The sequence below is a fragment of the Pantoea sp. SM3 genome, from assembly GCF_000963995.1.
In the GTDB taxonomy this organism is placed as follows: Bacteria; Pseudomonadota; Gammaproteobacteria; order Enterobacterales; family Enterobacteriaceae; genus Pantoea; species Pantoea rwandensis_B.
Genome location: NZ_JZRD01000033.1, coordinates 106458 through 129164 on the forward strand (window position 1 = coordinate 106458; position 22707 = coordinate 129164).

The 22707-nt window shown below is 54.5% G+C and carries 17 protein-coding genes; 3 read left to right on the forward strand and 14 right to left on the reverse strand.

Annotated features, from left to right (window positions below; all coding sequences use genetic code 11):
* Positions 1–106 precede the first annotated feature (106 nt).
* Entirely contained in the window at positions 107–1216 is a 1110-nt protein-coding gene (gene ompF, locus VI01_RS18855; RefSeq protein WP_045816261.1) for a porin OmpF, read from the forward strand.
* A gap of 199 nt (positions 1217–1415) precedes the next feature.
* A complete protein-coding gene (locus tag VI01_RS18860; RefSeq protein ID WP_034820516.1) occupies positions 1416–2606 on the forward strand; it encodes an amino acid aminotransferase in 1191 nt (396 codons plus the stop codon).
* A 43-nt stretch (positions 2607–2649) separates the two neighbouring features.
* Here VI01_RS18860 and VI01_RS18865 read toward each other — a convergent pair whose 3' ends face one another.
* The 7 genes from VI01_RS18865 to cmoM all read right to left on the reverse strand — a co-directional run bounded on the left by VI01_RS18865 (position 2650) and on the right by cmoM (position 13312).
* Positions 2650–3279: an MBL fold metallo-hydrolase gene (locus VI01_RS18865; protein ID WP_038647793.1), complete on the reverse strand. Its 630-nt coding sequence runs from the start codon at positions 3277–3279 to the stop codon at positions 2650–2652.
* A gap of 36 nt (positions 3280–3315) precedes the next feature.
* Complete coding sequence (locus VI01_RS18870) at positions 3316–3867, reverse strand: YcbK family protein (protein WP_034820522.1); 552 nt, start codon at positions 3865–3867, stop codon at positions 3316–3318.
* A gap of 188 nt (positions 3868–4055) precedes the next feature.
* A complete protein-coding gene (gene ldtD / locus VI01_RS18875; RefSeq protein WP_369801885.1) occupies positions 4056–5846 on the reverse strand; it encodes a L,D-transpeptidase in 1791 nt (596 codons plus the stop codon).
* A gap of 180 nt (positions 5847–6026) precedes the next feature.
* Positions 6027–10493: a chromosome partition protein MukB gene (gene mukB / locus VI01_RS18880; protein ID WP_045816263.1), complete on the reverse strand. Its 4467-nt coding sequence runs from the start codon at positions 10491–10493 to the stop codon at positions 6027–6029.
* Positions 10490–11224: a chromosome partition protein MukE gene (mukE, locus tag VI01_RS18885; RefSeq protein ID WP_045816264.1), complete on the reverse strand. Its 735-nt coding sequence runs from the start codon at positions 11222–11224 to the stop codon at positions 10490–10492. The genes mukB and mukE overlap by 4 nt, the downstream gene beginning before the upstream one ends.
* Positions 11205–12527, reverse strand: a complete 1323-nt coding sequence (gene mukF, locus VI01_RS18890) for a chromosome partition protein MukF (protein WP_034820534.1) — start codon at positions 12525–12527, stop codon at positions 11205–11207. The genes mukE and mukF overlap by 20 nt, the downstream gene beginning before the upstream one ends.
* Positions 12528–12538: 11 nt before the next feature.
* Positions 12539–13312, reverse strand: a complete 774-nt coding sequence (cmoM, locus tag VI01_RS18895) for a tRNA uridine 5-oxyacetic acid(34) methyltransferase CmoM (RefSeq protein ID WP_038647801.1) — start codon at positions 13310–13312, stop codon at positions 12539–12541.
* A gap of 124 nt (positions 13313–13436) precedes the next feature.
* Here cmoM and elyC point away from each other — a divergent pair, with 124 nt between their 5' ends.
* The gene (elyC, locus tag VI01_RS18900) at positions 13437–14222 is read left to right on the forward strand and encodes an envelope biogenesis factor ElyC (RefSeq protein WP_045816265.1); all 786 of its coding nucleotides are present in this window, start codon (positions 13437–13439) and stop codon (positions 14220–14222) included.
* Here elyC and VI01_RS18905 read toward each other — a convergent pair.
* The 7 genes from VI01_RS18905 to VI01_RS18935 all read right to left on the reverse strand — a co-directional run bounded on the left by VI01_RS18905 (position 14202) and on the right by VI01_RS18935 (position 22509).
* Positions 14202–15095 (reverse strand): YcbJ family phosphotransferase, encoded by an 894-nt coding sequence (locus tag VI01_RS18905; RefSeq protein ID WP_038647805.1) that lies wholly within the window; start codon positions 15093–15095, stop codon positions 14202–14204. The genes elyC and VI01_RS18905 overlap by 21 nt on opposite strands.
* Positions 15096–15205: 110 nt before the next feature.
* Positions 15206–15955: a 3-deoxy-manno-octulosonate cytidylyltransferase gene (gene kdsB, locus VI01_RS18910; RefSeq protein WP_045816266.1), complete on the reverse strand. Its 750-nt coding sequence runs from the start codon at positions 15953–15955 to the stop codon at positions 15206–15208.
* On the reverse strand, positions 15952–16134 hold the full coding sequence (locus VI01_RS18915) for a Trm112 family protein (protein WP_007887424.1): 183 nt from the start codon (positions 16132–16134) through the stop codon (positions 15952–15954). Before VI01_RS18915 ends, kdsB begins: the two co-directional genes overlap by 4 nt.
* 94 nt (positions 16135–16228) lie before the next feature.
* Positions 16229–17446, reverse strand: coding sequence for a winged helix-turn-helix domain-containing protein (locus VI01_RS18920; RefSeq protein WP_045816267.1), 1218 nt, complete (start codon positions 17444–17446; stop codon positions 16229–16231).
* A 23-nt stretch (positions 17447–17469) separates the two neighbouring features.
* Entirely contained in the window at positions 17470–18471 is a 1002-nt protein-coding gene (gene lpxK / locus VI01_RS18925) for a tetraacyldisaccharide 4'-kinase (RefSeq protein ID WP_045816268.1), read from the reverse strand.
* Positions 18468–20216 carry a lipid A ABC transporter ATP-binding protein/permease MsbA gene (gene msbA, locus VI01_RS18930; protein WP_045816269.1) on the reverse strand — a complete coding sequence of 583 codons (1749 nt, stop codon included), beginning with the start codon at positions 20214–20216 and terminating at the stop codon, positions 18468–18470. The genes lpxK and msbA overlap by 4 nt, the downstream gene beginning before the upstream one ends.
* Positions 20217–20250: 34 nt before the next feature.
* On the reverse strand, positions 20251–22509 hold the full coding sequence (locus VI01_RS18935) for a DNA internalization-related competence protein ComEC/Rec2 (RefSeq protein ID WP_045816270.1): 2259 nt from the start codon (positions 22507–22509) through the stop codon (positions 20251–20253).
* Positions 22510–22707: the final 198 nt, after the last annotated feature.

Sequence of the window (22707 nt, forward strand, 5' to 3'; positions counted from 1 at the left end):
AGATGCGTGCAGACACAGGAGACATCAAACTTCTTTCAAGGTTCCCGTAAAGGTTTCTTGACGGCAGTGGCAGATGTCCAAATAACTCCAATGAGGGTAATAAAAAATGATGAAGCGCAACATTCTTGCAGTGGTTATCCCTGCTCTGTTAGCTGCCGGCGCAGCAAACGCAGCAGAAATTTATAACAAAGATGGCAACAAACTGGACCTGTACGGTAAAGCTGTTGGTCTGCACTACTTCTCTGATGATTCTGGTAGCGATGGCGACCAGACTTATGTTCGCTTCGGCTTCAAGGGTGAAACCCAGATTAACGACCAGCTGACCGGTTACGGCCAGTGGGAATACAACGTTCAGGCTAATAACTCTGAAGGTTCTGATGCACAAGACGGCAACAAAACCCGTCTGGGCTTCGCGGGTCTGAAATTCGGCGATGCAGGTTCAATCGACTACGGTCGTAACTACGGCGTTGTATACGACGCAATTGGCTGGACTGACGTTCTGCCTGAATTCGGTGGTGACTCTGGTTACTCAGATAACTTCATGAACGGTCGTAGCACCGGTCTGCTGACCTACCGTAACACCAACTTCTTCGGTCTGGTCGACGGTTGGAACTTCGCAGTACAGTACCAAGGCAAAAATGACCGTTCTGACATCCGTCGTGCAAATGGTGACGGCTATGGCCTGTCTACCTCTTACACCTCTCCAATTGGTGTAGGTTTCGCAGCAGCTTATAGCAGCAGCGACCGTACTAACGACCAGGCTGCAGGAACAGTACGTAATACTGACACAAACACCAATGTACTCACAGGTGTTGGTGCAGGTAAACGCGCTGAAAACTGGGCAACTGCTCTGAAATATGACGCTAACAACATCTACCTGGCAGCGATGTACGGTGAAACCCGTAACTCAACTCCAATCAGCTCAGGTGATTTCTCTGCTTTCGCTAACAAAGCACAGAACTTCGAAGTTGTAGCTCAGTACCAGTTCGACTTCGGTCTGCGTCCATCCATCGCTTATGTCCAGTCTAAAGGCAAAGACATCGAAGGTATCGGCGATGCTGACCTGGTTAAATACATCGATGTTGGCGCAACTTACTACTTCAACAAAAACATGGCGACCTACGTTGATTACAAAATCAACCAGCTGAATGATGACAACCCGCTGGGTATCGCTACCGACGACGTTGTAGCTGTTGGTCTGGTTTACCAGTTCTAATCACCCGATTAGCATTGCGTAACGCCTAAAAACGGAGCCTTCGGGCTCCGTTTTGCTTTTCAGTGATCAGCTTCTCAATTAGCGCCACTACTTTATACACGCGGCTTATTTCTTTTTTATGTCAGCGGTTGGCAAGCGTATCATCTGACGCTAACCTGATAGCTCATTTCGCTAAAGTTCACCCAAACGGAACTGACTCATGTTTGAATCGATCTCTGCCGCACCCGCCGATCCTATTCTGGGACTGGCTGACCTGTTTCGCGCCGACGACCGCCCGAATAAAATCAACCTTGGCATTGGTGTCTATAAAGATGAAACCGGTAAAACACCGGTACTCACCAGTGTTAAAAAAGCTGAGCAGTATCTGCTGGAAAATGAAACCACCAAAAATTACCTGAGCATCGATGGCCTGGCCGATTTTGCTCGCTGCACTCAGGAGTTGCTGTTCGGCAAAGAGAGCGCGCTGATTTCAGCGGGCCGCGCGTGCACAGCACAAACGCCAGGCGGCACCGGTGCGTTGCGCGTCGCTGCGGATTTCCTTGCGACGCAGACCAATGTGAAGCGCGTGTGGGTGAGCAACCCTAGCTGGCCGAACCACAAAAACGTATTCAACGCGGCGGGTCTGGAAGTCTGTGATTACCAGTACTACGATGCAGCCAACCATAGCCTCGATTTCGCAGGCATGGTCGCGTCGTTGCAGGAAGCCAAAGCCGGTGATGTCGTGCTGTTCCACGGCTGCTGCCACAACCCGACTGGCGTCGACCCTTCCGCGGACCAATGGCAACAGCTGGCGAAGCTGTCGCAGGAAAAGGGTTGGCTGCCACTGTTCGACTTCGCTTACCAGGGCTTTGCACGTGGCCTGGATGAAGATGCCGAAGGCCTGCGTATTTTCGCCGCGTCTCATCAGGAGCTGATCGTTGCCAGCTCTTACTCCAAGAACTTTGGCCTGTACAACGAGCGTGTCGGTGCACTGACGCTGGTTGCCGCCAACAGCGATGTGGCGAAAACCGCCTTTAGCCAGGTGAAATACAGCATCCGTGCTAACTACTCTAACCCACCGTCACACGGTGCCGCTGTGGTCGCCACTATCCTCGGTAACGACGCGCTGCGTACCATCTGGGTGCAGGAGCTGACAGACATGCGTCAGCGCATCCAGCGCATGCGTCAGCTGTTTGTGAATACCCTGGCAGAGAAAGGCGCGAAACAGGACTTCAGCTTTATCATTAAGCAGAACGGCATGTTCTCGTTTAGCGGCCTGACCAAAGATCAGGTTGTGCGCCTGCGTGACGAGTTCGGCGTTTATGCCGTTAATTCTGGTCGTGTGAACGTGGCTGGGATGACGCCAGACAATATGTCTGCGCTCTGTGAAGCGATTGTCGCTGTACTCTGAACAAGTCAGTAGCATGAGAAATGGGCCTTAATGGCCCATTTTTTCATTGCAGGAACGGATTACTGATGCGCTCCCGACCCAAGGTGGAAATCGGGCCGTGGCCCGGCACAAAGGTCACATCATCACCCAGCGGTAACAGCTTAGTGTTAATCGCATTGATTAAATCGCTGTGGCTGCCCTGCGGGAAATCGGTACGTCCGACACCGCCATTGAAAATCACATCGCCTGATATCAATAAGCGCCCAGCCCGGTCAAAGAAAACAATGTGTCCCGGCGTATGGCCCGGGCAAAGCAGCACTTCCAGCGTGACATTCCCAACCTGCACCGTTTCGCCCTCTTCCAGCCAGCGATCCGGCGCCAGTGGCGCACATTCCGGCAGGCCAAACATGCGGCTTTGCGTTGGCAGATTATCCAGCCAGAACGCATCCAGCTTGTGAGGGCCAACAATAGGAATTTGATAATGTGCGGCGAGTTCAGCAGCAGCCCCCACATGATCAAGATGACCATGTGTCAGCAGAATTTGTGCAGGCGTTAATCCCCGTTCAGCCAATACGGCAATAAGGGTCTCTGCATCACCGCCGGGATCAACCAGCGCCGCCTGCTGGGTTTCGTCATCCCAGATAACCGAGCAGTTCTGAGAAAAGGCCGTAACCGGAATAATGTGGTAATTCATAGCGCTCCATGACCGACACACGCAGCGCTGCCGGTATCAGGACCAGTGCCTTGCAGGCCCGGTATCTATGTGTACGAAGTTGCTGCGCGGGTAATATCCTACACCACCGGCGCGCATAGATAACGCCGCTTTGCGAACATTGCTCAATGAAATCCCCTCAATGTGGAAATCCATCGCCTGCCCTTTGGTGTGATAGCTGTGTTTGGCCACGCCAGGACCCGATTCGCGCAGCATGTTGTTAGTGGCCAGTGTACGGTAGCCTGAGATCAGCTGCACCGGTTTGCGGGTGTTGAGCACCATCTGTAAACGATAAAGCTGATCAAACAGATGCGGATCGATGTGTTTCACCTGATTGGCGCGGTAATCACGGAAGAAGTGATTTAAGCGGGCTAACTCATCCTTGTCATAACTCTTGCCGTTAAAAAACTCCGTTTTAAGGGTTTCACCGGTGTGAAGGTTATTAAGCGTCAATACTCGGGGGCGCGAGGTGGAAAGCGAAGCCAGCGCTGAACCAGGAAGCAGAGACAAACCTGCCGCTGCGCCTCCAATCAGGAGTAATCGACGACGTTGGGAATCAAAATTAGCCATGTAGCGGGTTTACCTAATCTAAAGCGACAAAAAAATGTGTAAAAAGTACACAAGGCCGAACAGTAACCGCAGCCTGGAGGTCAGTCAACCCGCAATGTGTCACAGAATGACCAAAACCCGCGCAAAACCGAAATTTTGCGACGGGTACTGGTCTTATCGAAGAGAGGTGAAAACTGGCAAATCAATGACTAGAGGAGAAGTTTTCCTGCTTTTAACAAAACCTGGCTACCAGAACGCGCAGGGTTATCATAATTGTAAATATCTGTACGATACTGCGGCTGTCCATCCGCCGCGACCCATGCGGTTAAGTAGTAGAGATTGACCGGGATGCGGTGGCGAATCGGCACGTAGCGCGTGTCGCCCTGTTTCAGCGTGTCGGTGATGCGGCTGTCATTCCAGCCCACATCCTGCAGCAGCAGGTCGGCCAGTTCAGAGGCCTTATTCACGCGCACACAACCGGAGCTCAGTGCGCGAATATCGCGCTGGAACAACCCGTGGTTAGGCGTGTCGTGCAAATAGATGGCATCGGAACTCGGCATATTAAACTTATAACGACCCAGCGAGTTCATCGCCCCAGGCGCCTGACGAATGCGATACGGGAAACTGGCTGCAGAAACCATATGCCAGTCAATCATCGACGGATCGATCACCTCCGCATCCGCACTCCAGCCCGACAGTAAGGTATAGCCGTGCTTGTAGAGGTATCCGGGATCTTGTTTGACCTTCGGCACGATATCCTGACGCACTAACGTAGTAGGCACATTCCACGGTGGATTGAGCACCACATTGTTCAGCGCACTGCGCATCAGTGGCGTTTTACGATCGGGACGACCGACAATCACCCGCGATGACAAAATCGTGGCACCGTTGTTGTAATAGGTGAGCGAATAGTTGGGGATGTTCACCATAATGCCGTTATGCATATCATCCGGCAGCAGACGCAGGCGCTGGATATTCAGTGCCAGCAACGATGCGCGCATCTGCGGTGACACATTCAGCCACTCACGCGTGCGAGGGCCTATCGCCCCATCATCCGCCAGACCTTGCCAGTGCTGGAAGCGTTTTACCCCTTCCACCAGCGCGGCGTCATACACATTGTCGCCAGCAGGAGTCGAACTCGCCACGACGTTACCGGTTGCCGCAGGTGCCTGCGCAGACAAATCATTGACGCTGGCCGCCGAAGGGCTCACCGCGATCGGCTGATTGCTCTGGCTGACCGGCACAGGTGCTGTCGGCACGGCATCATCAGCTGGGGTCGGTGTGCTGCTGTGCGTTGCGGCAGTCAGCATGCCGGTCCGCTGCAAAATCTCTCTCAGCGCAGGCACATCGTTGCTGATTTGGCCGGGGCGGAGCGTGCCGCTGTCGCGCAGTTGCGGCCATGGGCGGTTATCGGTCAGCAGCGCTTTGAGTGCACTGTGCATCGGCGCATATTGCGGATGCTGCGGTGCCAGCGAGATGACAAACGCGCGACTGCCACCACCGTTCACCGCATTCTGCCACTGGTTAATGGCAGCAACGCCCGGCATCGTCAGTTTGTAGGGGACATTGCTGTACAACCAGGTTTCACCCTGCGTCGGCACATTGGCGACAAACTGCAAATAGCCCAACATGGCATCGCTCAGCACGATGTCGCGCGCCATGCCGGTAATCGTGGGATTCGTCAGTAATTCAACCCAACGGGTAAACTGTGGCTGGACACCAGAAAGCGCCACTTCCGCCAGCTGTTGCTGGAATGCCTGCACCGCTTGCTGATCCTGCCAGAGTGGCGCCATATTACGCGCGGCGTAGATACCGGCTAATCCCGGCAGATAGAAAGGTTGCTGACTGGGGCTAAAAGCCTGCTGAATTTGATGCTGACTCGCCGCCACTGACATGGCGCTATGTGACGTTCCGGGTAAAGCGGCAATGATCGCGGCATGGCTGGTGGCCAGCGGCGACAATACCAGTGAAACACTGAGTGCGAGTACCGCACGATTCATTCTGCTTCTTCTATTCAGCCACATCCCTGCCCCCTTCTCACCTAAGACACAGCGCCCTGTTATCGCTATGTACAGCCTTACTCTTATTGTTGAGTATACAAATAAAAAACGGCATCTGCCTCAGTGTGCAGATGCCGCTTACAGATTAAACGGTGCGCTGTTTTTTAACCAGATTCAGCGTCAGGTATTTTCTGTTTCTAAATCGATATCACTCGTGTCGCGTTTTGCTGGCACAGGATCTGCCGAGAATCCACGCAGCCCCACCACATGCACGTGTTCAGTGTTGTTAAACACTTTACGCACCAGCTTGTAGGTCGTGCCTTTCTCCGGGCTGATGTTCTCTGGCGCAGCAATCACCAGCTGCATCTCCAGACGCTCACACAGTTCGAACAGGGTGGCGATGGAGCGGGCATCAAGACGTGCCGCTTCATCAAGGAACAGCAGTCGGCATGGCGAAATATCTTTGCCGCGCAGACGACTTGATTCCTCTTCCCAGCTCTGCACCACCATCACCAGAATTGACATACCGGTACCGATCGCTTCACCAGTTGACAACGCACCACTCTCCGCGCGCAGCCAGCCATCGGAGCCACGGTTGACTTCCACTTCCATCTCAAGATAGTTGCGGTAGTCGAGCAGCTCTTCACCGATGGTTTGTGGTGTGCGCTGCCCCATATCAATCTGTGGATTCAGACGTTGATAAAGTTTTGCCAACGCTTCGGAGAAGGTCAGACGATTGCTGGTAAACAGATCCTGATGCGCTTCATGCTCTTCAGACAAGGTATCGAGCAGCGTGGAGTGCGCTTCACGGACGTTGACATTCAGACGCACACTGCGCACCTGACCAAAACTCACAGCCTGCAAGCCCTGGTTCAGCTGGCGAATACGGTTCTGCTCACGCTGAATGGTTTTACGAATGATATTCGCCGCGCTGCGTGAACTGATGGCCAGCGTCTGCTCGCGTGCTGTCAGCTCTTCCGTCAGACGATTTAGCTCAATTTCCATCTGCTCGATGGCTTCAACCGGATCGTCAGTGCGAATGATATCCTGACGAATACGTTCGCGCAGATGTTGATACACCGCAATAAAGAACTGCACTTTACGTTCTGGACGTTTTGGATCTTCCGACATGCGCAGTACATCACGCAGATGTTCGTTATCCGCTACCGCCAGACGCAGTGCACCCAATGCCTTATCCGACATTGAACGCAGTTCATCTCCGCCCAGATAGGCCATCTCACGACGATGCAGGCGACGCTCCATGCCGTTCTCTTTCACCAGACGCAGCACCGTACACCAGCCTGCTTTAGCGCTGACGACTTGCTCACGAATCTGATGATAATCGCGCTCCAGCTTGCGCAGTTTCTTCTGCAGGCCGTCCATTTCGGCTTCGCAGAACGTGAGCTGTTTCTCCAACTGATTACGACGAGCACGGTTATGGCTTAATGCGGTATACAGTTCGTCGCGTCGGGCGCGGGCGCGCTCTTCGGCGCTGGCATCGGCATGCACGCCGATATCCTGCATCTCCTGCTGCAACTCTTTCAGCATGTCGCGCTTGGCGTCATAGGAACTTTTCAGTGATGCCAGCACTTGTGAATATTGTGTCAGCTGCGCCTGATGTTCGCGCAGACGTTCACGCGCACGGCTGCGCTCACCCTCCGCCTGCTCCAGACGCTGGCGCAGTTTTTCATTGAGATCGCTGTTGCCGGTCAGCATGCTGGCAGAATCTTCATAGCTAAAGTGGGCGCGACGCTGCACCACCTCCATCAGGGCAAAGGCCTGCTGACGCGCATCACGCTGCTGCTGCTGTGCTTGCTGGTAATCGCGCTCCAGCTGATCGTGCTGCTGCGGATCGCTTTGCAACACCGACACCAGCGGCTCCAGCTTGCTGATTTTAGCGCCATGCTGATGCAGGAAGCGCGCCGCTTCCTGAGCTTCTTCGACGCGTTCACGGATCTCTTCACAGCGATCGCCAAGTGAATCATCCAACAGCAGATTCACGCGTGGCAGCAGGCGGTTAAGCTGGCTGACGCCCTCTTTAGCCTGCTCAAACTGGGCACGCTGCTGCTGGTTATCATTTTCATGTTGTGCCAGCCCCCGTTCCAGCTCGCCACGACGGCTGTTCAACTGGCGGATCAGCGCTTCAGGATCTTCATCAAACGCCACCGCTAAATGGCTACCGATAAAGCGGCTGAAGGATTGATGCAAACGCTGCGTTTTCTGTACGTCAAAGGACAAAGTGGCAAACCGTTCTGCCAGCTGGTCGCGTTCATTGTTCAGCAGTTCCAGCTGATTTTCACGCGCAGCACGGCCAAACAGCGGCACTTTCGGGAAGCGGGAGTAGCGCCACTGACGCTCAGCCACCTTCACAACCACGGCGTTTTCCAACTCATCAACACTGAAGACGCTGTCATCAAACGCCTGCGGATCCCCTTCAATCAGATAGAGATCTTCCGGGCAATCCTCCAGGCCATCCAACAGTTCACGCACCAGAGATAAATCGGGTACCACAATCGCATGACGCGATGGGCCATACAGCGCCGAGAAGTACGGTGCGTCATCCAGCGTAACGTCATCGTAAATTTCCGACAGCAGTACGCCGCCAAATCGTTCTGCCAGTTGCGTCAGGCGAGCATCTTCCGCACCACCAGGTTGACTTAAACGCTCGATCTGCTGCTCGACTTCACGTTTGCGTGCTGACACATTGTCACGTTCAACGGTGGTTTCGCGCTCACGTTCCAGCAACTGCTGCATGAACTCAGTAATCTGCTGGCTGTTGGTCAGCTCTTGCCCGGTCTGCTCGCTGAGCTGCGTCAGGATTTCCTGCGCGGCCAGCCAATGCGGCGCACGTGCCGTCAGTGCAGTGATGCGTTCACGCAGCTGTTCCAGTTCCTGGCGCATCAGCATGCGGCGTTCACCGGCATCGGACACGCTTTCGTTCAACTGTTCAATCTGTGCTTCCAGCTCGCGCTGCAGCCCTTCCAGCGCGTCGGCATCGTACTGTTGCCCTTGACGCTTGCAGAAATCGGCTAACAGGCGCTCGGCATCATGCTGCTCGCGCAGGCGCGTTTCCAGCTCATTGAGACGCAGGCGCAGCGAAGAGAGCTGATCGGCATGGTGACGCTGGTTCGCGGCATCGCGCAATAAGTCGCGCCCCACTTGCCATGCATCCTGACGGCTCACTTCGCCGGCGATACTGGTCACCAGCGCTAATGCCTGCTCAAACTGGCTGTGCGCCGCTTCGGCCACACTCAGTTTCTGCTCCAGACGTAAAAGTTGCTCGGTGGCTTCTTCTTCGCGTGCCTGGAAGGTTTCCTGCCATTCCGTCGCATTATCGATGGTCAGATCGGGCAACTGACAATGCGCGCGTGCTTTTTCCAGCGCCTGCAATGCCTGTTGATACTGGATGGCACGGGTTTGCTGTACATCGAGTGCCTGCTGGAAATCGGCTAACTGGCTTTTCAGCTCATCAACTTCAATTTCAGCCGCTTCGGCACGCGCTTCGTTCTCTTCCTGCACTTCGCGGGCTTCCGCCACCACTTCGTTCTGCTCTTCCAGACGATAGGTCAGCTCTTCGAGATCGGCATCATAGCGCTCGATCTTCTCCTGCTGACGCATGGCGGTCTGGACCAGATTCAGGTGATCGCTGGCGCCTTGATAGTCGGTTTCCAGATCGCTTTCTGCACCGTTGTGCTCAGAAAGTTCACGCGCCATTTCGATGTGACGATACTGCTCGGAAGCCAGCTGATTACGGCTGGTGAACAGTTCATTACGTAACTGCAGTGCGCCGTCGAGGTGAATGCGGCGCTCGTTGGCGTGACGCATATAATCCGCCGACACATAGCTGGTGGCTTCAGAGATCAAATGCTTGAACAGGTCGCGATCGGACTGCGTGACGCGAATCGCTTCCAGCGTCATGCGGTTTTCACGCAGCGCGGCTTCCATATCCTGGAAGGCTTTACGCACGCCACCATTTTCCGGCAACAGATAATCACGCAGGGAACGGGTGATGGCGCTGGAAATACCACCGTATAGCGAGGCTTCAATCAGGCGATAGAATTTACTGCGATCGCTGGCGGTGCGCAGACGACGCGGCACCACGCCCAGCTCGAACAGGACGGCGTGGTAATCTGTGACCGAGTTGTACTGACGGAACTGCACGCCTTCCTGCGCTTCAACGCGTTCTTTCACTTCCGCCAGCGGTAATACGCGCGCCTGGCGGCTGTTAAGGATTTCAGTCAGCATATCCGTCGGCAGCGAATCGGTCGGCAGACCATGAATACTGAACGGTTTGATATCGACTTTCTTGTCGCGTCCGGCAACCTGTTGCAGACGCACGCCGACCACCACGCGCTGATGGCGCGAGTTGACCACATCCAGCACCGCATAACAGACACCTGCGCGCAGTTTACCGTGCAGACCTTTATCGCGTGAGCCAGAGGTCGCCCCCGCTTCGGTGGTGTTACGGAAGTGCAGCAAGGTGAGATCGGGGATCAGTGCCGTGACAAAAGCCGCCATGGTGGTTGATTTACCGGCACCGTTACCGCCGGAGAGTGTGGTCACCAGCTCATCGAGATCAAAGGTACGCGCAAAGAAGCCGTTCCAGTTGATCAGCGTTAGCGAACGAAACTTACCGCGTTCAATCATTCCTGTTCATCCTCCGCGTTATCATTCGCATCACTTTCAACGTCATTGTCGTTATCTGCATCATCACTCTCATTGGCCGCGGCTTTGTTCTCCAGCGTCATGGCTTCGCCATCGCGGATCAGACGCAGCTGTGCTTCACGTGCATCATCACCGCTGCGCACATCCGCACCGAAGCGGAACACCGACTCCATGATGCGGAACTTGCTGCTGTCGTTGCCCATGTACCACACCATACCTAAGCGGCGCAGGCGGCTGATTGAAGCACGCATTTTTTCCTGCAGCTTGGCACGATCCAGGTCAGAGCCGGTCGAACGCTGGTTCACCAGCTTGAGCAGTTTGCTCTCATCCGCCAGTGACAGCAGTTCGTCATACAATTCCTGCTGGGTGAAAATCCCCTCATTAGCCAGACGCTCCGGGCTGAGGTAGAGGTAACACAGGATCTTGCCGACCATCATATCCAGCTCGGACAGCACCGAGCGCGGAATCAGTGTGGTTGAACGTGGACGCAAATAGAAGAAACCTTCCGGCGCGCGCATCAGCTCAACGTTGTAGCGCGCATAAAACTCTTCCAGGTACTCCTGGTAATCCATCAGAAAAGCGTGATTATCCAGCTCTTCAATACCAATGTGGCGTCCCGCGCGTAAATGGCTATCGAGCGCCGGGAAAATCGGGTTTGCCAGTGCCAACGCCAGTTTAACTGGCATCACTTGTTCAATATTTGTCGATGACATGTGCCTGCACCTTGGCTCCGTAATCATTAATAGTCTGCCATTCTGCCGGCAGACCGGCTAAATCAGCTTCGGCGACACCGAGGCGTACTGCCTGATCGATGACGATACGCGCCAAATCAAAGTGACGCGCACGCGGGTATTGCGCCAGATAATCGCGCATCACCGTCGCGAGATGGAGCGGCTTTTGCTCCAGCTTGTAAATCTGCAATGCTTCTTCGATCATCGCGGCAAGCTGCTCGCGAATCTCATTAAATTCTTCGTACTCCATCTCTGGCGGCAGTTCGCCCATCACCTCATCATTACGCAGCGTCATCTCTTCATCGCGCATATCGTAAAGACGGTCGGCATTCGCGTAGGTCAGCGCCCAGGGCTGATCGAAGTAGTTCTGCACCGAAAGACGTAAACGCTGCGCGAAGACGCGGTTCTTATCCATATCGATGGCGGTACGAATAAATTTATGCACGTGGCGGTCGTAGCCAATCCACAAATCGATGGCCTGCTGACCCCAACTGATGATGCGGTCCAGCTTATTTTGCAGGTCAAACACCAGCTTATCGACAAAGCCCAAATCCGGGCTGCTCAGCGTAGCGTCCTGAATACGCAACAGATTGGCCTGCAATTTGTCACCCGCTGCTTCCAGCGTATCCTGCAGTTCACGCAATGTGCCGGAGGTTTCGGACAGCAGCAGTTCACAGCTTGAAATCGCGGCACGCCAGTCTTTGTTGAGCAGGTCAGCGATATCGGTTTTCACCGCTTGTTGCTGCTCATCCATCAGACGTTGTGTCATGTCGATGCTGTCGAAGATCTCGGCCACGGAATATTTCAGCGGGGCAAAGACATTGCGATGCCAGTGGAATTCGTCACCGTCTTCTTCAGCAGCATCGGCGGCGCGTTTTAGTTCCTGCGCCACAATCGACAGCTGCATTGACAGGCGCAGCGTGGAAAACTCGCGCTGGCGAATGTAGTAATCGGTAATGCCGATGGCCAACGGCGTCAGACGATAAATCGCGTGGCCTTCAGTTAGCTCGCTGGTAAAGCGATTGAGCAGGCGTTGACGCACCATGTCATTGATGGCGTTATTGGCGCGCACCTGCACGGTTTCATGGGTTTGCTCAAAGGCTTTACTGACGTGACGAAACGCATCGATCAGTTCACCCTCACTCATTTCACCGTCCATGCGCTCACCGTTTAAGGTGGCGATAGCCAGCAAAAAGGCCAGACGTTCTACCGGCAACGCAAGTGAAAAGTCATTCTTGCGCGCCCATGCCACCAATTCGGGGACCGTCTGGGAAAATTCGCTCATAGTTGATCCTTCTACCTGGGTTTGCGCGCGGTCACGTGGATATAGCGCCCTAAACTTAAAAAGGGCTCCTGACGACAGTAGCGCCGTTCCATCTCAATAATCTCTTCAACGCTTTTGACGACGCCGGGCGGTGGCGGTTTCATGTAATCACAAAACACGCGAATGCCTGCACGCTGTTCAATCTCAAAGCCCGCATCACTCAACCAGCGATTAACGTCCTGAGGATCGCGCGGGAAATCCGGTGACAGCGTACGCTTTTTGCGTTTAGTCATATTGGCACGCAGATAGCCGAAATTGCCGAGTTGCAGGGTGCGGAACGTCAGGGCATGCGCATTGTAAAACATCAACGACAGCACACCACCGGGCTTCAGCGTGTGCCACAAGGCACGCAGCACCGCTTCCGGTTCTGCCACCCACTCCAGCACAGCGTGAAACAATACCAGATCAACCGGCCGATCCAAATGTTCGCCCACCTGCTGCGCGCTAATTTGTTTGAATTGCATGTTGTGGCTCACACCCTCGGTGTGCGCATGCGCTTCAGCCAGCTTTAACATCTCAGCGGAGAGATCGCACAACAGCACCTGATGGCCGCGTGCCGCTAATCCACAGGAGATTTGTCCTACGCCACCGCCGGCATCCAGCACTGACAGTGCGCCTTCAGGCAATGTCGGTAACAGCGCATCCAGTTCGTCCCACAGGATCGCCTGCCGTACCTGCCCTTTGCGGGTGCCATAAATGTTCTGCGAAAATTTGTCCGCCAGATCGTCAAAGTTACGATCCTGCATGATGATGGCTCCACTGTGCTGCATTCAACTTGTGCTATTTTGTCACAGGCTCAACAAGAATGAACCTTTCACGCCACAGTAACTGTCTGGCTGCTGTTTTTTCGGACAAAAGGAGCAAATTTCGATGTTTTTTGCCTTAAAGAAATGGATTGGCGCGATGTTATTACCTTTACCACTGCTGTTGTTGCTCATGGCGGTAGGACTTTTACTTCTCTGGTTTAGCCGTTGGCAAAAAGGCGGCAAAATTCTGATCTCTTTTAGCTGGTTGCTGCTCTTATTGCTCAGCTTGCAACCCGTAGCCGATCGTCTGTTGCGCCCCATCGAACAGCATTATCCCACCTGGAACGGTAGCGAACCGGTGGATTATATCGTCGTGCTGGGCGGTGGCTACACCTTCAATCCGAATTGGGCACCGAGTTCTAATTTGCTCAACAACAGCCTGCCGCGCGTAACAGAAGGTGTGCGCCAATGGCGTCGGAATCCACAAGCAAAAATGATTTTCACTGGCGCTGCTGCAGGATACAACCCTCGCAGCAATGCCAGCGTGGCGGCGGAAGTCGCCGAGAGTCTGGGAGTGCCGGGTTCGGCGATTATCACGCTGGACCAACCGCATGATACGGGTGAAGAAGCGCTGGCCGTCAAACAAACTATCGGCAATCACCCTTTCCTGCTGGTCTCATCGGCGAACCACTTGCCACGTGCGATGCATTTCTTCCTGAGCGCGGGTCTAAACCCCATCGCCGCACCGGCCAATCAGCTCGCGATTACCTCGCCAATCAGTGCCTGGGACCGCATGTTGCCTTCTCCGATGTGGTTGGGGCACAGTGAACGTGCGATTTACGAAACCCTGGGCCAGGCCTGGCAAAGGCTGCGCGGCGATGATTTCCTGTCATCCGAGCCAGGGAAGTAACTGCTCACGGGCGTGATCAAAGCGCGGACGATCAAATTGTCCGCTGCTCACCAGCGTATCAACACAATCCCATAGCTGATACAGCCAGCGCCGCCAGATAAAGCCTTCAGAGACGGGCGCGCGCTGCAGGTAGTGCTGCAGCAGTGAGGCTTCGGCCCCACTATCCGCCAGACGAATTAACTCATATTCACGCGGAGCCCAAAGAATATTGCCCGGTTGCATCATCGCCACCAACTGGTCACTGCGCGCATCTTTCAACATGCTGGATAGGCGCAGGTTACCGTGCATCAGCACGCAGGGATCGTCAAAGTCGTTAAAAAGTCTGGTTAATTGCTGACGGCTGCGATACAGGATTTGACGATCCTCCAGAGTGAAAAATGGCGGTGACAGATAGCCCAGCGTGGCCCATAGCACTTCGACGCGCTGGCGATACCAGGCTGGCCAGTTGTTTTCCTGCACGCTATCAACCCTTCCCACCAATCCATGGCTGTCAATGCGGTGCCAGCCGAGTACACCCTCGACAATCTGCTCACACAATTGCTCCCAGCGCACGGCAGTGCGGGCTGGCGCCTCGGCGGAGACGCCATTGAAACGCGCCATCAGCAGCATTTCATGTACCGGCGGCTGCTGACTCAGCACCAGGCCAAAAACCGCAGGGACTGTCACCAGGCCATCATGACCTAACATAGTGAGTTTTTTGGCTTCAAGCGCTGCGCGGCCTTGATGACGAAAATACTTCGCCACCAGCGGCATCGGTTTGCCGTCGTTGTCATAGAGTGCATACAGCCGCGATTGCGCCTGTTCGCTGATGGTTTCGAGGCGGCTGATACCTTCACCCAGTATCAACGCCAGTTCTGAACGGAGCTGTTCCATGCGTTATCCTCCGCAGTCAATTGACTTCACTATCCTGGAGGTCATGGTGGCGCGAAACTTAGCGCCAGATCAAACTTTATGGCCAGCGCGAGCGGCTGGCCGGTCGGGCTTTACCCCTGCATAGCCGCACGAACACGAACCAGATCCTCTGGTGTGTCCACGCCAACGCTTGGTACGGTTTGCGCTACGGCAACGTGAATCTTCTCGCCGTACCACAGCACGCGCAACTGCTCCAGCAATTCAATCTGCTCTAACGGGCAAGGTTCCCACGCAATGTAACGTCGGATAAAGCCAGCGCGATAGGCGTAAATGCCAATGTGACGCAGCAAAGTGTCGCCAATCTGTTCGCGCGATTTCGCATAGCGCTCGCGATCCCATGGAATAGTGGCGCGGGAGAAGTAAAGTGAATAGCCTTTCGCGTCCATGACCACTTTAACCGCGTTGGGGTTAAAGGCCTCTTCTGCATCGGTAATCGGCACGGCTAATGTCGCCATCCCCGCATCGGCCTGCGCCAGATTATCGGCGACCTGGCGCACGATCTCTGCCGGAATCATCGGCTCGTCGCCCTGCACGTTGACGATAATGGTGTCATCGGCAAACTGATATTTCTCAATCACTTCCGCCAGACGCTCGGTGCCCGACTGGTGATCTGCGCGCGTCATGCACACTTCTCCACCGGCGGCCTTGACCGCAGCAGCCACTTCGGGATGATCGGTCGCCACAATCACACGATCGGCACCCGACTCGCGTGCGCGCTCCATCACGTGTACGACCATCGGTTTACCGTGAATATCCACCAGCGGTTTGCCGGGCAGGCGCGTTGATGCGTAACGCGCTGGAATAATGGCGACAAAACTCATGGATGGATCTCTTCAACAGACAGGGTACGTGCTTCCACTTCCAGCAATACCGGAATGCCATCGCGCACCGGGTAAGCCAAGCCGTCTGGTTTACAAATCAGCTCCTGCTGCTCTTTGTTGAAATACAGTTTTCCGTTGCAAACCGGACAGGCAACAATCTCAAGTAAACGGTGATCCATAATTTTCTCCTTTCAGCACCGATTTGTCTGGCGCCTAGCATACCATAGCGCACCCGAAGCACAGTGCGCCGGGCGCGGCATTATTACGATGAACTTAATCGTTGATAACCCAACGGTGCGTCCAGACAGCAAGCAGTTCGGCAGGGGCATTTTCAACGATGACCTCATCGGCACCTTGCCATTGTGCAAAGCGACTGATGGCTTTTTGCACATCACTCAGAAAGGCCTGGGTGACCCGCACGCCCGGCTCAAGCCAGAATGCACGAATAATCATCTGCTGCGCCTGGCGGTCCATCTTTGCATCAATACGCGCTTTAAGTGCACCTCGGTGTAACACCGGCAGAACAAAGTAACCATAGACGCGCTTCTCAGCAGGGGTATAGCACTCAATGCGGTAATCGAAATTAAACAACTCCAGTGCACGTCGGCGATCCCATACCACCGGATCGAACGGTGACAACAAGGCCGTGTGGGTGGCGCTGGGCATTTTGTCCAGCAGAGGTAACAAGCTCGTATGCAGCCACATCTCACCGAGCTGTTCCACCTCAACGCACACGATTTCGCCTTGTGCTTCGGCATCCTTAATCCAGGATTGCAGGGGGGCACGCTTCAGTCGATAGTAATCGGCCAACCAACTGGCGCGAAATATACCCAGGCTGCGAGCACTGTGCCCCAGCATCGCCTGTACCGCTTCCGCTTCACTGAGTGCATGTTGTTCATCATCCCAATCAGGCATCACTCGCGTTCGCAGATCGTACACACGCTGGAAATTACGGCGCTCGACCACCATTAACTCACCTGCGCTGAACAAGTTTTCCAGATGCCGCTTGTGGGGTTTCCAGGCCCACCAGCCGGGTTTGGTGTGCTTATCACTGGCAAAATCAGCCGCACGTACCGGGCCATTTTCGGCGATGTGATTGAGTAAAGCAGCGATTTCCTGCTGATGTTCGTTTACCCACTGCTCGTTATATTTCCATCCCAGCCGCTGCGGCTCCAGCATGCGATGGCGCAGCAACGGGTAATCTTCGAAGGGGATGAAACAGGCTTCGTGCGCCCAATACTCAAACAGCGCACCGGAGGCCAATGTATCTTCCAGCCACTGTGTGGGATAAGCGCCAAGGCGGCTGAACAGCACCAGATAAGGGCTGCGGGCGACGACATTGATGGTGTCGATTTGCAGCAGTGACATCTGCCGCACGCAGGCATGGATATCGGCCAGGCGGGCGCGGCGGCTCGGTGGGCGTAACAACCCCTGAGCAGCCAGGTGTAAATGACGAGCAGTTTGTAATGAAAGGGACGATGATGTGGTCATGACTCGATTCCCTTTGAGCAGGTTTAGCGCGAACGGGAGTCGCGCGCAGTCGTGCAGAGTTGGGTCACATCGGCGAGTAAAGCATCAAGGGATGCCCCCGACAAATCGGCATCAACCGGTAGATACCACCAGTTGTCACGTGCAAAACTACGGCATTTTACTGCGTCTTTTTCGGTCATCAGCAGGCATTGATGAGTTTGCGTCAAACGCTGCAACTCCTCTTCGCTATAAGCATGGTGATCGGCAAACGCGATTTCTGCCACCGGCTGGATACCGTGCTGCTGCAACGTATTGAAGAACCGCGGCGGATGACCAATACCGGCCATCGCCACCGTTTCTGGCAATTGATCGAGGTTCGCTGTCTCACCGTTCACCAGATTGATCGCCTTACCGGGACGCAACGTCATGGCGATCTCACCGGCTTGCGCCTCTCCACCATTGACGATGATGGCATTGACGCTCTGCAGCCGGGATGCGCGCTCACGCATCGGGCCTGCGGGCAGCCACCAGCCATTACCGAAGCGACGGACACCATCCACCACCACGATTTCACGATCGCGCTGCAACGCGTAATGTTGCAGCCCGTCGTCGGTAATGATTACATCCAGATCCTGTGCGGCCAGCAGTCCTTCTACCGCCATACGGCGTTGAGGTGCGACTGCTACCGGCACCTGAGTACGCTGCGCGATTAACACCGGCTCGTCGCCGGCTTGTGATGTCGAGGTATCGGCCGTCACCAGCAGGGGATAACGCTCAGCCTTTCCACCATAACCGCGTGAGACAACGCCAACGCGCAGGCCACGCTGTTGCAGCGCCTGAACCAGCCAAATCACCACCGGCGTTTTACCGTTGCCGCCAGCCGTCAGATTACCCACCACAACCACCGGGCAAGGCGCACGCCAGCTTTTACGCCAGCCACGCTGATAGCTGAGGCGTATCAAACTGCTGATTGCCCCATACAGCAAACTCAGTGGCCACAATAGTAGCCACAGTGGCGAGCGCCCGCTCCAGATGCGTTCAATCATTGACCAAACTGCAGTTTGTGAAGCTGAGCATAGGCACCCTTTTCGGCCAGCAGCACGCTGTGCGTACCGCGCTCAACGATACGACCATCTTCGACAACCACGATTTCATCGGCTTTTTCGATGGTCGACAGGCGGTGCGCGATAACCAGCGAAGTGCGATTTTTCTGCAGCTCATCCAGAGCGGCCTGAATCGCGCGCTCGGATTCGGTATCCAGTGCTGAGGTCGCTTCATCGAGGATCAGAATCGGGCAATCACGCAGCAATGCGCGCGCGATGGCGATACGTTGACGCTGGCCACCAGACAGCAACACGCCGTTCTCACCAATCACGGTATCCAGGCCGTTGTCCATCTTCTTAATGAAGTCCATGGCGTGCGCCATAGTCGCTGCCTGTTCAATCTGTTCGCGGGTGTATTCACCATTACGTGCATAAGCAATGTTATTGGCGATGGTGTCATTGAACAGATGGACATTCTGGGAAACCAGCGCCACCTGATTACGCAGGGAGCGCAAGGTATATTCGCGCAGATCGTGACCGTCGAGCAGAATTTCGCCAGCATCAATATCGTAGAAGCGGGTCAGCAGGCTCGCCATGGTCGATTTACCCGAACCAGAACGCCCTACCAGCGCCACCGTCTTGCCCTCTGGCAGCGACAGATTGATATCACGCAGCGCAGGCACTTCACGGCCTGGATAAGTGAAAGTCACATTGCGGAATTCCACATCGCCTTTGGCACGCGTGATTTCACGTTTGCCGTTATCGATTTCCTGCTCGCTATCCAGGATAGAGAACAAGGTCTGACAAGCAGCCATACCGCGCTGGAACTGGGCGTTGACGTTAGTCAGTGACTTCAATGGGCGCATCAAGGCAATCATTGATGAGAACACCACGGTTATGGTACCGGCGGTGAGGGTTTCCATCACGCTAGGGAAACTGGCGGCGTAGAGCACAAACGCCAGGGCCAGAGAAGCAATCAGCTGAATGACCGGATCGGAAATGGAAGAGGCCGAAACCAGTTTCATGCCCTGCTGGCGCATTTTGTTGCTCACCAGCGAAAAACGCTGTGCTTCAACATCCTGGCCACCGAAGATCAGCACCTCTTTATGCCCTTTCAGCATCTGTTCCGCGCTGGTGGTCACTTGTCCCATGGTGTTCTGCATATTTTTACTGATGCTGCGGAAGCGTTTGGACACCGTGCGAATCGCAAAGGAAACAATCGGCGCAAGGACAATCAAAATCAACGACAGCTGCCAGCTGTAGTAGAACATCATGATAAACAGGCCAATGATCGAGGCACCTTCGCGTACGACCGTCACCAGTGCACTGGAAGAGGACGAAGCAACTTGCTCGGAATCATAAGTGATGCGTGACAGCAATGTGCCGGTTGATTGCTGGTCAAAGAACGCCACGGGCATGCCCATCATGTGGCCAAACAAGCGGCGACGCATATTCATGACCACGTTGCCCGATACCCAAGAGATGCAATAACTGGAAATGTAGCTGGTCACGCCACGCACCAGCATCAGGCCAATCACCACCAGAGGCATCCAAAGCATGACGGAACGATCGGCCTTACCGAAGCCATCATCCAGTAAAGGTTTCAACAGCGACAACATTAAGGTATCGCCGGCCGCATTAAGAATCAGCGCCACCGCAGACACAAACAGTCCTGCTTTGTGCGGCGCAATCATCGGCCAGAGCCGGCGGAACGTTTGCCACGTTGAGAGATCTTTGTCTTGATGCATTATTTATTCACGCTGTTTGAAATAGCCGCTCATTCTACCTGGATTCACGTTTGACGCCAAACCACTGATGATACCAGCGAGGTTTTATTTGCTCCCTCAATCCCTTAATCTGCCATTCACCCTGCCGAATACCAATGTGGACCTGCCCGGATTGTGCCGTGTCATACCAGATATAGCCCTGTTGGCGGTAGCGTTCCACCACTGCGGCGGCTGGCATGCGCCAGGCGTTATAGCGCGCTACCGATGCCACCGCGCCCTTTCCTGCAACACTACGTAACAGTAAAGGCCCCGAAGAGGTTCGGCTACCATGATGTGGGACCTGCATTAACGTGCTGGTGAGCTGAGCTTTCTCTAATGCCACCAATTTTCTTTCTGCTTCTAACTCAATATCCCCGGTGAGCAGCAGGCTGACAGCTCCATCGTCTACACGTACGACACAGGAGTCATTATTTTGCCCTTGCGTATTTCCCGCAGGCGGCCAGAGTGCCGTGAAGGTCAGTTTGCCCCATTGCCACTGCTCTCCTCGCTGACAGGGTAAATGCCCCGCTTCACCCAATGCACTGCGGATCATCATATTGGGATTGGCCTGATGCAGTGAATTCAGCCCACCCCGATGATCCAGATGCTTATGACTTACCACCACCGTGTTTAGCTGTCGTCCCTTATACAGTAACCATGGCAGTATCACGCGCGCGCCCGCATCATCTTCATTCCAGCGTGGACCCGCATCGTACAACACCACTTCGTTACCCTGTGTAATAGCGATGGCCAGGCCATGGCCCACATCCAGCACATCAATCTGCCAGTCATCTTGCTCAGACTGATGACGCCATAACAGAAATGCCAGTGCGCTGCCGCAGCAAAGCATCAGCGTGTTATTCAGCAAACCACTACGCCACAGAAATAAACCACCCCATAGCAGAGCCACTGCAGGCAAGGCATCATTTAACGGCCACCATCCTGCTGGCAAGTATGCCAGGCCCTGCATAACCTGATTGACAGAAAAATCCGCCAGCCGCCACAGTACTGAAGCGATGGGTTGTATGGGCAGCAAAAGCGCCAGCAGTATCAATGGAACGGTGATAAGCGATACCACCGGCACCGCGATGAGATTAGCGACCAGTGCACTGAGGCTGATTCCCTGAAATAGAAAAATCTGCAGAGGAGCCATCAGTATCATCATGCCAAGCTGTAAGTGCAGCAATCTCAGCGGAAGCCAGCGCCTGGCCTGACGGTATCGATCCGGCAAGGCAAACCACTGGAACCATATGATTAACATGGCGACGGCAAGAGCAGAGAGCCAAAAGCTTTCAGATAAGACGGTGAGGGGATCAAGCCAAAGTAGTACCCCCATGCAAAATGTCCAAATCTGCCAGCCTGTTAACTGCCAGCCAGCGATTCTTATCGTCGTCCACAGTAGTAGCGCGACCAGCGCGCGCTGTGCTGGTGCATGGCTGCCCGACAGCCAGCAGTAGATTGTCGCGGTAATGATGCTCCCCATCAGTGGCAGCAGATAACCGATGGTGTGCGCAGGCTGCAGCAACTGTAAGCCACGTACTATCATCCAGCCAACACTGGCCGCTAGCGCAATATGCATACCGGAAATCGCCATTAAATGTGCGGTTCCGGTCTCACGCAATAGTTGTCGCTGAGTTTTGGTCATGTTCTCACGTTCACCAAAAGCCAGCGCCTGCAAAATGGCAGGTTGTTGCAGGTGTTCAAAAAGAGGTTGATGATGGCGCATAACCTGCGTTCGCAAATGACAATTTACCGATTCCGCCTGCTGGTTAATGATTCTCCCCTGCAAAGGCGTATGGTTTGCCAGCGCAAAACGTTGGGCATCAAACCCGCCTTCATTCAAGCGACCATGCACTGCACGCAAGCGTAAGGTCATTTTCCAGCGCTGCCCCGCACAATACCCCGATTCACCTGGCTCCGCATTGATACTGACAAACAAGGGCGGAAACTGATATCGCTCACCCACACGAATAATCTGGGCTTTAAATTGCTGTTGATTTTGCTTCACTTCAACAATACGCAGCGTCACTTCGACTGGCGCCATTGAAAGCTGGTCAATCACATTCAGCATCTGTCTCGCTTCCAGTAGCGCCCACGCCAGAAGCAGGATACCCATGCCAATAAGACGCAGCCCAGCCCAAGGCAGGGATGCCACAATCAGTGCTAATAGCACCATCACAGCAATCATTTCCATGGTCGGTATTTGAGGTAGCAAACCTAATGGTAGCGCTGCCAGGATCATGATTCTGGCTACTGCAATCCCTGTTATACGCATCACTTTTCTCCCGCAATGGGCACCAGTTTGCGTGCAATTGGCAGGAATAGCTTTCAGGAATGGGGAGAGCTGGATTACGGATGCCAAAAAATCGGCGTGGTTTTCATTGTTGATGTGGGTTTAGGAATCATGTTCACAACAATGAATTTAGAGCAAAAAAAAACGACACCCGGAGGTGTCGCTTTGTCGTTCGGTAAC